This window comes from Acidithiobacillus ferrivorans (genome assembly GCF_016250455.1).
GTDB classification, from domain to species: domain Bacteria; phylum Pseudomonadota; class Gammaproteobacteria; order Acidithiobacillales; family Acidithiobacillaceae; genus Acidithiobacillus; species Acidithiobacillus ferrivorans.
In genome coordinates this window covers 646,763-660,655 of the sequence record NZ_CP059488.1, presented here as the reverse complement: position 1 = coordinate 660,655, position 13,893 = coordinate 646,763, and the positions used below count along the sequence as shown (strand labels likewise).

Annotated in this window: 15 protein-coding genes; all 15 read left to right on the top strand. The window is 55.9% G+C overall.

Annotated elements, in window-relative coordinates; genetic code table 11:
• Positions 1 to 5: 5 nt before the first annotated feature.
• On the top strand, positions 6 to 302 hold the full coding sequence (locus tag H2515_RS03325) for a BMC domain-containing protein (RefSeq protein WP_014030441.1): 297 nt from the start codon (positions 6 to 8) through the stop codon (positions 300 to 302).
• Between the two features lie 45 nt (positions 303 to 347).
• Positions 348 to 644, top strand: coding sequence for a BMC domain-containing protein (locus H2515_RS03320; RefSeq protein WP_035192213.1), 297 nt, complete (start codon positions 348 to 350; stop codon positions 642 to 644).
• Between the two features lie 44 nt (positions 645 to 688).
• A complete protein-coding gene (locus tag H2515_RS03315) occupies positions 689 to 1,027 on the top strand; it encodes a BMC domain-containing protein (RefSeq protein ID WP_014030440.1) in 339 nt (112 codons plus the stop codon).
• The gene (locus tag H2515_RS03310) at positions 978 to 1,484 is read left to right on the top strand and encodes a ferritin-like domain-containing protein (protein WP_232821530.1); all 507 of its coding nucleotides are present in this window, start codon (positions 978 to 980) and stop codon (positions 1,482 to 1,484) included. Before H2515_RS03315 ends, H2515_RS03310 begins: the two co-directional genes overlap by 50 nt.
• Positions 1,481 to 1,759, top strand: a complete 279-nt coding sequence (locus H2515_RS03305; protein ID WP_065413624.1) for a hypothetical protein — start codon at positions 1,481 to 1,483, stop codon at positions 1,757 to 1,759. The genes H2515_RS03310 and H2515_RS03305 overlap by 4 nt, the downstream gene beginning before the upstream one ends.
• Before the next feature lie 36 nt (positions 1,760 to 1,795).
• On the top strand, positions 1,796 to 2,431 hold the full coding sequence (parA, locus tag H2515_RS03300) for a ParA family partition ATPase (protein ID WP_035192211.1): 636 nt from the start codon (positions 1,796 to 1,798) through the stop codon (positions 2,429 to 2,431).
• A 276-nt stretch (positions 2,432 to 2,707) separates the two neighbouring features.
• A complete protein-coding gene (locus tag H2515_RS03295) occupies positions 2,708 to 3,511 on the top strand; it encodes a CbbQ/NirQ/NorQ/GpvN family protein (protein ID WP_035192209.1) in 804 nt (267 codons plus the stop codon).
• A gap of 15 nt (positions 3,512 to 3,526) precedes the next feature.
• Positions 3,527 to 5,878 (top strand): nitric oxide reductase activation protein NorD, encoded by a 2,352-nt coding sequence (locus H2515_RS03290; RefSeq protein WP_035192208.1) that lies wholly within the window; start codon positions 3,527 to 3,529, stop codon positions 5,876 to 5,878.
• Positions 5,879 to 6,018: 140 nt separating this feature from the next.
• Positions 6,019 to 7,185, top strand: a complete 1,167-nt coding sequence (locus tag H2515_RS03285; protein WP_232821529.1) for a class II fructose-bisphosphate aldolase — start codon at positions 6,019 to 6,021, stop codon at positions 7,183 to 7,185.
• Positions 7,182 to 7,472: an AAA family ATPase gene (locus tag H2515_RS03280; RefSeq protein ID WP_065413620.1), complete on the top strand. Its 291-nt coding sequence runs from the start codon at positions 7,182 to 7,184 to the stop codon at positions 7,470 to 7,472. Before H2515_RS03285 ends, H2515_RS03280 begins: the two co-directional genes overlap by 4 nt.
• A 2-nt stretch (positions 7,473 to 7,474) precedes the next feature.
• The gene (locus H2515_RS03275; protein WP_065413619.1) at positions 7,475 to 7,831 is read left to right on the top strand and encodes a vWA domain-containing protein; all 357 of its coding nucleotides are present in this window, start codon (positions 7,475 to 7,477) and stop codon (positions 7,829 to 7,831) included.
• A gap of 306 nt (positions 7,832 to 8,137) precedes the next feature.
• Positions 8,138 to 9,649, top strand: coding sequence for a proton-conducting transporter transmembrane domain-containing protein (locus H2515_RS03270; protein WP_232821528.1), 1,512 nt, complete (start codon positions 8,138 to 8,140; stop codon positions 9,647 to 9,649).
• 1 nt (position 9,650) lies between these two features.
• Positions 9,651 to 10,424 (top strand): hypothetical protein, encoded by a 774-nt coding sequence (locus H2515_RS03265; RefSeq protein WP_065413617.1) that lies wholly within the window; start codon positions 9,651 to 9,653, stop codon positions 10,422 to 10,424.
• Positions 10,409 to 13,561, top strand: coding sequence for a DUF2309 domain-containing protein (locus H2515_RS03260; RefSeq protein ID WP_198660906.1), 3,153 nt, complete (start codon positions 10,409 to 10,411; stop codon positions 13,559 to 13,561). The genes H2515_RS03265 and H2515_RS03260 overlap by 16 nt, the downstream gene beginning before the upstream one ends.
• Positions 13,558 to 13,884: a P-II family nitrogen regulator gene (locus H2515_RS03255; protein WP_014030429.1), complete on the top strand. Its 327-nt coding sequence runs from the start codon at positions 13,558 to 13,560 to the stop codon at positions 13,882 to 13,884. The genes H2515_RS03260 and H2515_RS03255 overlap by 4 nt, the downstream gene beginning before the upstream one ends.
• The last annotated feature ends 9 nt before the right edge of the window (positions 13,885 to 13,893 follow it).

Genomic DNA, 13,893 nt, shown 5'->3' with positions numbered 1-13,893 from the left:
TTGAAATGGCAAACGTCAGCGGAGTGGCACTGGGTATGATTGAAACGCGCGGCCTGGTGCCGGCGATCGAGGCGGCGGACGCGATGACCAAGGCGGCGGAAGTGCGCCTGGTGGGTCGCCAGTTCGTGGGCGGCGGCTATGTCACCGTGCTGGTGCGCGGTGAGACCGGCGCGGTGAATGCGGCGGTGCGAGCCGGGGCGGATGCGTGTGAGCGTGTCGGCGATGGCCTGGTGGCCGCCCACATCATCGCCCGCGTGCACAGTGAAGTGGAAAATATTCTGCCCAACAGCCCGGTGGAATGAGCAGTATTACTTAGCGTCAAGCGAACCAGAAAAGGAGTAATGAAAATGGCAAACGTCAGCGGAGTGGCACTGGGTATGATTGAAACGCGCGGCCTGGTGCCGGCGATCGAGGCGGCGGACGCGATGACCAAGGCGGCGGAAGTGCGCCTGGTGGGTCGCCAGTTCGTGGGCGGCGGCTATGTCACCGTGCTGGTGCGCGGTGAAACCGGTGCGGTGAATGCGGCGGTGCGGGCCGGGGCGGATGCGTGCGAGCGTGTCGGCGATGGCCTGGTGGCCGCCCACATCATCGCCCGCGTGCACAGTGAAGTGGAAAATATTCTGCCCAGCAACCCGACGGAATAAATGGTTTAAACGGATCAACCGAAGCAGTACATGGAGTAATGAAAATGGCAAACGTCAGCGGAGTGGCACTGGGTATGATTGAAACGCGCGGCCTGGTGCCGGCGATCGAGGCGGCGGACGCGATGACCAAGGCGGCGGAAGTGCGCCTGGTGGGTCGCCAGTTCGTGGGCGGCGGCTATGTCACCGTGCTGGTGCGCGGTGAAACCGGTGCGGTGAATGCGGCGGTGCGGGCCGGGGCGGATGCGTGCGAGCGTGTCGGCGATGGCCTGGTGGCCGCCCACATCATCGCCCGCGTGCATTCCGAGGTGGAGAACATACTACCGAAGGCGCCCGATGCCGGTGACAGCGGGCTGGATGGCGTGGTCAGCCAGTCGCTCAGCTAGCGCCGACCCGGCCATGGCGAACGATCCGCGAATGACGGGCTACCTGACGCGCGCGCTCAGTGCCGAGATGGCTGCCGTGCAGCAGTATCTCACCCAGTCCAGCCTGACCGCGATGTGGCAGTTGAAGGAATACAGTAGCCGTTTCCGCCGTGATGCGGAGGAGGAGCTTGGGCATGCGCAGCGACTGATCGAGCGCATGCTGGTGTTGGGTATCCCATCCAATGGTACTCAACTGCCGCCCATCCGACCGGGCCGTTCGCTGGAGGAAATGCTGCTGATCGACCGCGAGCTGGAGATCGAGGTCATTCGTCTGTACGAAGAAGCCGCCAACTACTGCGCCCGAGTGCGTGCAGCAGAGACGCAAACTTTATTCGCCGACCTGCTGCAAGAGGAACTGGGTCACTTGCGTGATCTGGATGGCATGTTGACCGGGATGCATCAAGGAGAGACGTCATGAATGCTGGAACTAATCCAAGTGCGGCACCATCAGGGCCACAGGAACGTCTGCCCACGCTGAACTGGCGATTTGAGTTCGGGAGCTACGCCAAGACGCGGCATTTTCTGGACCAAATGGCCGATCTGTCCAAACGCGAGGATTATTATCCAAATGTGAGCTTCAGCAAAACCTACGTCAACATCAGTATCGATGCCGAAGGTCAGGTTGCGCTGGCCGAGCGCAAATCCAGCTTCATGGGCGAGATGGAAGCGCTGGCCACTGCGGACAGGGCCTAAAGCGGCGGACCGACAGCAGCGGCAGCAGGGGCAAACATGGCGGACAGCATCATCGCAGTAATGAACCAAAAGGGCGGTACCGGCAAGACCACCCTGGCGCTGAATCTCGCGGCGGGCCTGGCACGACGCGCTGCCACCCACTTGGTGGATGCTGATCCTCAGGGTTCGATCAGTCAGTGGGTCGCCATGGCCGCGACCCACACTGGCCTGCCGCCGGTGGCACAGCCTGGCGCTGATCCCTTCGCCACCATTGCGCAACTGGCATGTACCCACCGCTACGTGGTGGTGGACTGCCCGCCAGCTATTCAGGGTGACCTGGTCGCCGCGGTGATGCGCTCGGTTCAGGTGATATTGATTCCGGTGTTGCCCTCCCCGATTGATCTGTGGGCCAGCGTGGGGATGGCGGCAGCGCTGGGCGAGGCCCGGCACTTGAATCCGGACTTGCGCGCAGGACTGGTGCTGAATCAACTGGAATCGCGTAATGCCCTGTCTCGCGCCATGCGCGAGGCCCTGGCGGAGTTCGATATACCGATATTGCAGGCCGGCATGCAGCGGCGTGCGGCTTATCGCAGCGCCGCGGTCGAGGGGACAAGCGTTTACGGACTGGGCAAACGCGCCCAAGCAGCCGTGGCGGATATGGAAGCGATCATTGAGGAGGTCTTATGCCTGTGAAGAAGTTGGGATCCAAACTGGCGCAAGGGGTACGCCAGGTTCAAGCGCAGCAAGTCGATACCCCGTCGCCGACGACAGAGGCGTGCGCGTCGGCCGCGCCGGATGACCAAGCGAAAGGCAGCAGTACGGCCCATCCGGACGAGAAGCCGCCGCTATCACCGCGCGCATCGGGGGACGAACGGTCCTCCACACGGCGCTCAAAGGGTCACAAGAACCTGCACCCGCGGCGGGTGTGGCCCGATTAAATGCCTTATTTTTGGCCTCAGGAGTGAAATAATGTCACCCGAAATTGATCCATATCTCGTTCAAGATATGCCCTACTACCGTGCGGTAGCCGACGAAGTAGAATTATACGAAGCGGCCTATTCGGTACGCATGCCCATGATGCTGAAAGGACCTACTGGTTGCGGGAAAACACGCTTTGTTGAATACATGGCGTGGAAGCTGGGCAAGCCACTGATTACCGTGGCGTGTAACGAGGACATGACGGCATCCGATCTGGTCGGCCGTTTCCTGCTCGACGCTTCCGGCACCCGCTGGCAGGATGGCCCACTGGCCATTGCCGCGCGTTTTGGGGCCATCTGCTATCTCGACGAAGTGGTAGAAGCGCGCCAGGACACGACGGTGGTGATCCACCCGCTTACCGACGCGCGACGTGTGCTGCCGCTGGAAAAGAAGGGCGAACTGGTACAGGCCCATCCCGATTTCCAAATGGTAATTTCCTACAACCCGGGCTACCAGAGCTTAATGAAAGACTTGAAGCAGTCGACGAAACAGCGTTTCGGTGCACTGGATTTCAGCTATCCCGCCCACGCTATTGAAACCGAGATCGTTGCCCACGAAACCCGTGTCGGTGTTGAAATCGCCGGCAAACTGGTGTCCATCGCCGAACGCGCGCGCAATCTCAAGGGGCATGGCCTCGACGAGGGGATCTCCACACGTATGCTGATTTACGCGGGCAGCCTTATTACCAGGGGTGTGGAGCCATTGGCGGCATGCCGTATGACGCTGGTTCGGCCGATCACCGATGACCCAGATATGCGTGACGCACTCGACGCTGCGGTAAGCACGTTCTTCTGATATCCGGAGCCAAAGATGGCGGTCGAACTCGAAAAATACCAGGACATATTGGCCGAACTCGGGGAGCACGCCAGCGAAGTGCTGCGTGCCTCCTGGGATGAGGCAGCGCGGGTGTTCACCCCGCGTGGACTGGAAAATGGCTATTTGAAAGGCGCGGCCAGCCTGAAGTCCCTGGGACGCGGCACCGATCTGGTGGTGTCATTTATCCAAAGCGCACCGGCGGTGGCGCGCGAACTGGGCGAAGATGCCGTCCATGACATGCTCGCTGCCGGGATCAAAATGTATTCCAAGACCAGCGCCACGGTCATTGCAGCGATGTTTTCCAGCAGTCCCGTGGCGGCCACGCGACTGGGGGATCCGGAGCTGTTCCGTGCTTATTTGCACTTGCTCGATATGCTGCTCGCCCAGGCGCCGCGCGGGGTGCGTCCGATGCTGGACCACCTCGGCATACTCCTGGGCCAGCTTACCCTGGGCGGGCTGCGGCGCTGGGCGCTGTGGGGCGCGCAGGCGCACAAGACCGATTTTGATGGCCAGGCAAAATATTTCGCGTTGGAAAGCCCGGAATCTATGGGCATTCTGCAAAAGGAACGCAAAGGCACGCTGTTCATCGACGTGCAGCGCCGCATCGGCATGTATTTGCGCGCCTTGTGGGGACGCGATTTCTTCATGCGCCCCACCAGCGGCGACTTCGAGCGGCGCGAAGGCTACCGCCCCTCCATTGAGGGATACATTATCCATCTCCCCGATGCGTACGATGATTTGGTGTGGCTGGCACCCTCAGGTGAGGAAACACGCATTTCCGGCATTGCACTATACCGCGCCAGTGCCGCCCACGCGGCCTGTCATCAGGTATACACCACGCACCAATTTGACAGTGCCGGGCTTAGTGCGATGCAAATGACGCTGGTCGGATTGGTTGAGGATGCCCGTGTGGAAGCCATCGCCCTCAAGCGATTTCCTGGGCTCGGGCAAATCTGGTTGCCGCTACACACGGCAACACCCGCATCCGGCAACGATGCCGCGCCCTTGATGGCGCGCTTGGCACATGCTCTGCTGGACCCGGAATATTTCGATGACCATCCTTGGGTGGCGATGGGCCGCCAGATGTTCAGCGAGCAGCAGAATCGCCTGCGCTCCCCCGAATGGGCGCGTGAGGTCGGTTTGCACCTTGCTGCGGAAATACAGCAACTTGGGGTGGTCTATTCAGGCACAGCGGACCTGCCGGATATTCCCTATCGGGACGACAACCGTTATATGTGGGAGTTCGAGGATGTCCGCGAAGTCGGGCAGGTGATCGCCGGCGTCACCACGCAGCAAATCCGCAAGTACGTCAGCGTGATGGAAATGGTCAATGCCATCGACGTGCCCGGTGCAGGCGATGACGCCAACGAAATATGGGTACTATCCAGCGAATTCTTCCGCGATGAGGAACCCACCAGTCTCAATCAACAAGAGGGTCGCGAGCCACCGCCGGAGCCCTATCATTACCCGGAGTGGGATTACCAGATGCAACTGGAGCGACCAGGCTGGTGCACCGTGCTGGAAAAGCGGGCCAAAAGTGGCGCTTTGGAGATCATTGATGAAATTGTGGCCAAGCACAAGCCTGTCATCGGTCGACTCAAATATCTGATCGAAGCGTTGCAACCGCAAGGTGTGCAGCGCCTGCGCAAGCAAGAGGATGGCGATGAAATCGACCTGAACGCCGCTGTACGTGCCATGATTGAGATGCGCATGGGCGAGCAGCCCGATTTGCGCATCATGATGCGCAACGTGCGTAAGGTGCGTGATCTCTCAGTACTGCTGCTGATCGATCTGTCCGAATCCACCAATGACCCGGTGCTGGGTTCGGAAAGCACCGTATTACAACTGGCACGTGAGGCTACGGTGCTGCTCGCCGATGCCCTCAACAAAATAGGCGACCCCTTCGCCATTCACGGATTCGATTCAAACGGTCGTCATGATGTGGAATATTTTCGCTACAAAGATTTCGGCGCAGCCTACAACGACCGTGCCAAGTCCCGTCTGGCGGGCATGAGCGGCCAACTATCCACCCGCATGGGTGCGGCAATCCGCCATGCTGGCTCGATTTTGAAACGTCAGCCCAGCAACAAAAAACTCTTGCTGGTGATCACCGACGGTGAGCCGGCGGATAACGATGTGCGCGATCCCCAATACCTGCGATATGACGCCAAGAAAGCCGTCGAAGAACTGACCCAGATCGGCATCTCTCCCTACTGCCTGAGCCTCGATCCCCGGGCTGACCAGTACGTATCCCGCATTTTTGGCGCGAACAACTATGTGGTTCTGGATCAGGTGCAGAGATTGCCCGAAAAATTGCCGATGCTCTACATGGGGCTCACCCGATGAAAAACCAGCCGAACGATGATGGGTAAACGCTTTGTTCAGGGTCAGGAATTACCGGAGCCGGTGCCGGTGATGCGGCGCCGGGAATGGAAATCTTTCCGTACAGGATTCATTCGGGGGATAGCGTTATGCCTTTGGTGCACATGAAAGATCTACTGAACCATGCCTATGCGCACGGATACGCGGTAGGTGCTTTCGACGTCGTGAGTCTGGAGTTCGTCGAGGGCGTCATGGCCGCTGCCGAGCGGTCTCGCGCCCCGGTAATCCTCTCTCTGGCCGAATCGCACCTGGAGCACTACGATTTCGAGCTGCTGATGTCAGGGGTAGAGGCAGCGGCACGCCGTAGCGCGGTGCCGGTAGCTCTCCACTTTGACCGTGGAGCGAACTTGGAAGCGGCGGTGCGGGCTATCCGTCTGGGTTGCAACGGCGTGATGGTGGACGCCTCGCAGTCGACTTTCTCCGATAACCTGACGCATACGAAGACCGTGGTCGAAATGGCCCATGCCTGCGGTGTGCCGGTCGAAGGGGATTTGGGTTACATCCCCGACGCAGAGGACATGGACGCCCAACGGCGTCCTGCCACGTTACCCTACACCACTGTGGCCGAGGCGAAAGGCTTTGTCGAGCGCACGGGAGTAGACTTCCTCGTGGTGTCCATTCAGGCGGAACAGATCTGTCCAAATGGTAAAGCCAAGCTGGATATTCAGCGCCTGCGCAGCATCAACCAGGCACTGGGTATTCCGTTGGCAATCCACTGCAGAACCCGGTTCGACGATGACCAATTTCGGCGACTCATTGTCCATGGCGTGGCCAAGATCAACTATTTTATCGCTTTGGCTGAAGCCGCGAACGCGGCGATCCGCGCCCGGGCAAAATCGTCGCCGGGCGCTGGCTACCTGGACTTGGTTCAGGACGTTGGTGCAGCGATCAGCGCCGAGGCTGAGCGCTGTATGCGCGTGTGGGGTGCTGCCGGGAGGGCCGCCGAGGTATTGGCATGCTGTCGACCGTGGGCATTCGTGGAACACCTGATCATCCACAATGTTATGGGCATTTCTGAAAAGGAAGTGACCGCGATGATGATCGAGGGGCAGCAGACGCTGAGCACCATTCCGGGGGTGCGGTCAGTGATTACGGGTAAGGCGATGAGAGAACGCGCTCAATACCGCTACTGCTGGCGGGTGCGTTTTGCGGCACCGGAAGTAATCAATTCCTATCATGAGCATCCTGACTATGTGGCCTTCACTAACCGGCGTTTCCGGCCCGTGGCCGACCGGGAAATCAGTATCGACTACGCCATGGAAGGCCTATGAAAACCATTAGCGACGTTGTTATGTCAGATATTGCAGGCCTCACCGGGCTCTTTGTTACTGGCACTGACACGGGTGTCGGCAAAACCTGGGTGGCGGCAACACTGACCCGCCTCATGGTGCAGCGGGGCCTATTGGTGCGCTCGCGCAACCCAGTGGAATCCTGGCGTGCCTCGGGTGAGGTCGGCCTGCTGCCCCAAAACGCTATTGCGTTATGGGGGCTGCTGGCGGTACCGAATCAAAAAATATTATCAATGGAAGAAAATGTCGATAATATTTTGATTAAATAAAGATGAAAAATAATTGTGGACGTATTCTGTGCAAAAAGATCAATCAGAAAGCTTTTGTAGAATTCTGTAAGTTCAAAGATCTCGATACCTCCTACGATGGTAAGGTGAAAGGACGTCTTGCCGACATGACGGGACAGCTTTCCACGCGCATGGGTGCCACTTTACGTCATGTGGGACATTTGCTAGATCAGCATCCAAGCCAGAAAACCCTCGTTCTTTTACTGACAGATGGTGAACCAGATGATAATGATGTGCGCGATCCCCAATATTTGCGCTTCGCTACAAATAAAACGGTGGAAGATATTAATCGTAAGGGTATCCGCACGTTCTGTTTGTTACGGGATATTTATGTCGAATAATATATATTTATGACCTTCGCTCAACGTAATTATTGGGTTCTGTATCATGCCGATAAAATGCCAGGGAAACTACCACAACTCCATATTTCCATGACCAAATAGCTTTATAGGAAGGCGTAAGAGGACGAGATGGAAATTCTGACAATAATCACACCATTTCTGCCGGTGTTGTCGGCAATCATTATATTTCTATTCCTGCGTTCAAAACGCATAATATCTGCACGGGTCAGCGTGATAGCCACATTGGTCACGTTTTTTCTGTCACTGGTCATGCTCGGTTACTATGTGGTCGCTGGCCATTCGCAGGTGGTACATATCGGTATCCATTGGGGCAGCATCTGGTTAGATCCTCTCAGTTTGATCATGTGGGTATTTGTCAGTGGAATTAGTTTGCTAGTACACATGTATTCGGTACGGTACATGGTTGAAGAACCGAACTATACACGGTTCTTTGCTTTATTGGATTTAATGACTGCGATCATTTTGTTCATGGTTTCTGCGGCAGATTTGGTTACCTTGCTGGTGGCCTGGTTCCTCGTCGGTGTGGTTCTTTATTTTCTCCTCGGCCATGATACCAACCGCCCCGCAGCGGGGCGCTATGCCTTCTGGACACAAATCACTTACCGGGCAGGCGACTTGCCGCTTTGGTTCGCCGCATTTGTGTTGATCAAAACCTACCATTCCATATCCTTGCCAGTTATTTTTGCGCAGATACAGATAAATCCGCATCTTCGTGCTTTTTGGGGATTATCTATTCCGGAGCTGGTGGGCTTTCTTCTGGTTTTTGCGGCTTTCGCCCGCTCTGCACAGTTTTTACTCCATGGATGGTTGCCTTATACCATGGACGGACCGACCCCGGTTTCCGCATTGATGCACGCAGGCATCGTCAATGCCGGTGGATTTCTTTTTAATCGTTTCGCACCGGTTTTCGAGTATGCGGGCGGCGCTCTGCACATGGCTTTCATAGTGGGCTTGGTCACGGCGATTATCGGCTCGGCCATGATGTTGATTCAAAATGATGTGAAACGCTCTCTGGGCTATTCCACCATGGGGCAGATGGGTTTCATGGTCATGGAGTGCGGCGTGGGCGCTTTTCCCCTCGCCATTTTCCATTTGATAGCCCATGGTTTTTTCAAGGGCTCGATGTTTCTGGGTGCGGGAAATGTCATCGGTGAAGCACGTGCTCACGATGGTGTGCCCCCCGATTCCATTTACACCGCCATTGTTGAGCGGCGACCGGCGAAGCCTTCCCGCTTGCCTTGGCTCGCGGCGGCGGCTCTAACCATTCTAGTGCCGGTGGCGGTTTTGAGCTTGTCCCATTTCTTTGTGTCTTCGGAATTGCTTTACGAGCAGGGCGTCATCATTCTTCTGTTTTTCGGCTGGGTAACTGGAGCGCAGGCGCTATTTGCAACCCATAAGATGACGCACACTAATCCGTGGCGGCTTATGGGTGGGATATTAGGATCATTCGTGCTCGTTGTGATTGGTTACACTCTGATCAGTCATTATTTTGGTAGTTTTCTCTACCCGCATGGCGTCAGCCAAAAGCTTTATGCTGCCGCCAGTATTAATGCATTCGCTTTTGATGCGCTGGTCATTTTTCTTGCCTTTTTATTCGTTGGTGGCTGGGCACTGACCTTCTTTGCCGATTCTTCCGGCTGGTGGGATCGTGTCGATAAGGGACGCAGGCGCGGAGCTTATCTTTCGATGTATGCCCTGCTCTCCAGGGAATTATATGTGAACGATCTTTATGCAAGGCTGACGCAGCTTCTCTTGGTTTTTTCGCATCGCTTGAATATTTTGTTACGGTGGTGCTGATATGGATATCTTGATCTGGATCATGGCTGGGACATTGCTTCCGTGGTTTCCGTTAAGCTGGATTTTTAACAAGCTGCTTGCCAGCGCTCCGGGATTCTGGGCTCAGGCTCTGGCTATTCTGGTGTTTCCACAGTTGGGTTTGCTGCTTTTGATACATTCTGGAGCATGGCAGGCATTACCGGTTGGGCTGGATCCCGACTTGCGCGTCGTAGCGCTTTTTACGGCAGTGTTCTACGCCTTTCGTGCGGCTAGTACCCGTGAAGTGCAGGTCTGGGCACGGCTGATGACGACGTCTGGGCTCGCACTAACCTGGTTGCTACATGGGCAGAACCTAGATCCCCTGATTCTACAGTCAGTTGCGCTGGCTTGGTCGATCCCCGGCGCGCTGATGCTGGTCTGGGCAGGACTTCTCAAGCAGCGGATGGGAGGTGCCTACCTGGGGCTGACGGGTGGACTGGCGACGGTCTTGCCCCGTCTTTCCGCGCTGGTCACGCTCACCGCCCTCGCAGCTTCGGCGACGCCGATTTTCCCCAATTTTTTCATCCTACTCCACGTGGTAAAGGCTCTGCCGTTGCTATGGATCCCAGGGGGCCTTCTGGTTTTGTTGCTTTGGGGCTGGGCCGTAGGACGGTTTTTGCAGGATTTACTCTTCGGTATCTACCGGGGTGAGTTACTTGAGGATCTGACAGTGGGCGGCACCTGGTTGGGCGGCCTCGTGCTGGGACTATTTGCGGTTGGAGGCATTTTTTGGGGGGGCGCATGGATAATAAATTAACCTTGGGCGACCGGCTCAATGTTCGTTCGATGATTTATGTGGCCAGTGAACCGATCCCACGGTTCTGGCCGATGCGTACCTTCATTCATCACAATCCGCTTTTTGGTCTTGAGCATCTGTCTTTTGAAGCAGCGATAGAAGAAGCCAACACACTTTTCCACGGTCGTGGATATCTTTCAAGAAGTCAGTACCAAGAATATCGCCTTGCCGGAAAAGTGGATGATGCCAAGCTTGAAAAGTATCTTGACGATTTCTTGAGTGCGATTCCCGGGGTATTGCCCGGCGTGGCGCTCCGGAAGTGGCTCTGGTCTTTACTGACGGTTTGTCAGAGTGAGCAGGTGGTACCGAAAACGGACTGGCTCAACGGACAGCTTCTTCATGACGTTCTGCATGGTCAATCAACGACCATGGATAGGGACACGCAGCAGCTTCAGCTTGGTGTGATACTCGCTCATAAAATTGCTCCGGATGGCCCGGTTTACGCCAACATTGATCGTCTATTTGGAACGGATATCGGTCAAACCTTGGACGAACTTCTCATCAAGAGTTGTCTGGATTTTTTTGATGAAGGGCAATCCGCCTGGCAGGCACCGGGACGTGACCAGGGATTTTTTGCTGCCTGGAAGGAGGTAGCACAGCACAATGTGCGTTTCTTCTTGCGTGGCTTGCAGTTGCGACAGCTGCTGGAGTCTGAAGAGACTCCCGAGGGAATGATCGCGCACATCCTGAAACGGCTCAAAGTGCCTGAGGAATCCTGGCAGAGATATATCACTCGACAATTGACTCGACTGCATGGGTGGGCCGGGTTTATTCGCTATCGGAGCTCGGCAAGACATTACTATTGGGCGGAGCAGTTTCCGGCGGATCTAACGGATTTTCTGGCGGTGCGTATGGTTCTGGGGATGGCGCTTCTGCAGGAGGCGGTCCGGCATCATGACTGTCCGGCGAACGCCGAGGCGGTGCAGGCATTTGTTCATGCCGATCCCCTGGGGGCTTATCTGCGTCTTGAACTACATACCGGATCCATCCTCCCGGCGTGGGCCCATCGTGTCGAGGATGTTCTGGCTCGCCGCCGTCGTCCCAGTTTTGAAAAACTCGCCCATGCGTACATGGATAACAAATCCCGTTGGGAGGGCGAGCGTCAGGCGTCCCATCTGCGTCGACTGGCCGCGACCATGGGTGGAGATGCGGAGGCAGAGTTGATGGCGATGACTCCTGCGCAATTGCACGAATTTATGGAGGTTGTGCGTAATTGGGAGAAGGGAGAGGGCTTTGTCTGGCTGCGTTCCATGGAAATGCATTACATCAAGGCGTTGATCAATCGGGTCAATATTCCCAAAGCCTCGGCTCCGCCAGTAGATAAACGTCCCTTTGCTCAGGCCATGTTATGTATTGATGTGCGCTCCGAGCCTATGCGTCGACATCTGGAGGCTATTGGTGATTATGAGACATTTGGCATCGGTGGCTTTTTTGGCGTTCCGATCAGTTTTTTGGGATACGGCAAAGGCACTGAGGTACACCTTTGTCCTGCGATTCAAACCCCAAAAAACCTGATTCTCGAAATTCCTGTAGCACTGGAGCTCGAAGAGGAGCCACTTTATGGCGCTCTGGAACATGTGCTGCATGACCTCAAGGGATCGGTGCTTTCACCATTTGTGGCCGTTGAAGCCGTCGGTTTGATATTTAGTCTCGGATTGATCGGCAAGACTGTGGCACCACTTACTTATCACCAGCTGCACGACCGTCTGCATGCGGATAAACCCGTTACGCGCCTGCTACTGGATAAGCTGAGTCATGACCAGGCGGACTCTATTTTGCGTGCGGTACAACGTGCCATGATTGTTCGTGCCTTGATCAAGGAGTGGAACATACCTCGTGATCAGGTGACCGATGATGATGTCCGGCAATTGCGGGAAATTGCCCTCGAAAATGCACAGGGCCCCAGCGACTTGGCGCAGAGGCGACATATTAGTGATCAGGATGAAACGGCATTTATCCAGAAGCTGCGTGATATCTATCGGGTAGAGCGTCATGAAATGAGTTTGCAGATGGAGCGACTCGGACGCATCGGCTTTAGTGTGGATGAACAGGTTCGTTATATTTCTCAATCGCTTCTTTTGGTTGGGCTGATTCGTAATTTCTCCCGTTTTGTACTGATGGTGGCGCATGAAAGTCAGACCCAAAACAATCCTTATGAATCAGCTTTGGATTGTGGTGCCTGTGGTGGTGGCAAGGGCCTCCCCAATGCGCGTGTTTTTGCCGCCATGGCCAACAAGCCGGAAGTCAGACGACGTCTACGTGACTTAGGTATAGTCATTCCGGAGGATTCCTGGTTCATGCCCGCCGTTCACAACACCACGACGGACGCGGTCGAGCTCATGGATATCGATTTGTTACCGGCCCGGCATCTGCTCTATCTGGAACGTTTGCGTAATGGACTTTCTGCTGCCTCCCGACGCTCGGCAGCAGAGCGTATGCCCACCTTGGGTGGTCCTGGACGCTTGGCTGAGGAACCTTACGCGGCGGCAATGATGGCTCGACGGCAGGCGCATGACTGGTCTCAGGTGCGTCCGGAGTGGGGGCTGACCCGGAATGTCTATGCGATTGTGGGCAAACGCGAACTGACAGAAGGGCTGGATCTGGAAAGTCGGGCTTTTCTGCATTCGTACGACTATCGCCTCGATCCCAAGGGACGTCTTCTGGAGACGATTCTGTCCAGTCCTATGGTGGTCGGCGAATGGATCAACTTGGAACACTATTTTTCGGTGGTGGATACCGAGCACTATGGTAGCGGTAGCAAAGCGTATCATAATGTGGCCGGCAGATTTGCGGTGATGACCGGTAATCAGAGTGACTTGCGTACCGGCTTGCCTACCCAGACTGTTCTCAAGGACGGCAAACCTTATCATGAACCGGTACGTCTGATCGTGCTCGTGGAGGCGCCGCTGTCCTTTGTGCAGAAAGCGGTCGGTAATTTGGTGAAAATTAAGGCGCTGGTGGGCGGTGCCTGGGTACGAGTCATTATTATGGACCCGGAAGACGCGTATCGTGCCTATGTGCTGGATGATGGTGCGTTCCGCTTGCAGGAACGATCCGAGTTATCAATGAGTCAGCCCCTTATGGAGGATATTGCATGAAAACCCTGAATCTGAGCCCACTGAAGAAGTTGGAGATCATCATGGAAGGTGTCCACAAAGACTTTGCTACGGATCTCCTAGATCGTTCTGGTGTAAAGGGATACACCATTGTCGGAAATCTTTCCGGAAAGGGCAGTCACGGTATTCATGGTGGGCATGTCATGTTTAACGAAGATGATGTGTTGATCATGATCATTGTGGCTGTTCCAGAGGAGTTGGTACCTCCCATCCTGGAAGGTTTCGCCCCTTTTTTTGAGAAGCACACTGGAGTGGTTTTCGTGACCGATATTCAGGTCAGCCGTCTGGTGAAGTTCAAGAATTAACTTTGCAAG

Bases quoted from the DNA above. Each gene is read 5' to 3' on its own strand.
- H2515_RS03325 (WP_014030441.1), top strand. From the start codon at position 6: ATGGCAAACGTCAGCGGAGTGGCACTGGGTATGATTGAAACGCGCGGC.
- H2515_RS03320 (WP_035192213.1), top strand. From the start codon at position 348: ATGGCAAACGTCAGCGGAGTGGCACTGGGTATGATTGAAACGCGCGGC.
- H2515_RS03315 (WP_014030440.1), top strand. From the start codon at position 689: ATGGCAAACGTCAGCGGAGTGGCACTGGGTATGATTGAAACGCGCGGC.
- H2515_RS03310 (WP_232821530.1), top strand. From the start codon at position 978: ATGCCGGTGACAGCGGGCTGGATGGCGTGGTCAGCCAGTCGCTCAGCT.
- H2515_RS03305 (WP_065413624.1), top strand. From the start codon at position 1,481: ATGAATGCTGGAACTAATCCAAGTGCGGCACCATCAGGGCCACAGGAA.
- parA (WP_035192211.1), top strand. From the start codon at position 1,796: ATGGCGGACAGCATCATCGCAGTAATGAACCAAAAGGGCGGTACCGGC.
- H2515_RS03295 (WP_035192209.1), top strand. From the start codon at position 2,708: ATGTCACCCGAAATTGATCCATATCTCGTTCAAGATATGCCCTACTAC.
- H2515_RS03290 (WP_035192208.1), top strand. From the start codon at position 3,527: ATGGCGGTCGAACTCGAAAAATACCAGGACATATTGGCCGAACTCGGG.
- H2515_RS03285 (WP_232821529.1), top strand. From the start codon at position 6,019: ATGAAAGATCTACTGAACCATGCCTATGCGCACGGATACGCGGTAGGT.
- H2515_RS03280 (WP_065413620.1), top strand. From the start codon at position 7,182: ATGAAAACCATTAGCGACGTTGTTATGTCAGATATTGCAGGCCTCACC.
- H2515_RS03275 (WP_065413619.1), top strand. From the start codon at position 7,475: ATGAAAAATAATTGTGGACGTATTCTGTGCAAAAAGATCAATCAGAAA.
- H2515_RS03265 (WP_065413617.1), top strand. From the start codon at position 9,651: ATGGATATCTTGATCTGGATCATGGCTGGGACATTGCTTCCGTGGTTT.
- H2515_RS03260 (WP_198660906.1), top strand. From the start codon at position 10,409: ATGGATAATAAATTAACCTTGGGCGACCGGCTCAATGTTCGTTCGATG.
- H2515_RS03255 (WP_014030429.1), top strand. From the start codon at position 13,558: ATGAAAACCCTGAATCTGAGCCCACTGAAGAAGTTGGAGATCATCATG.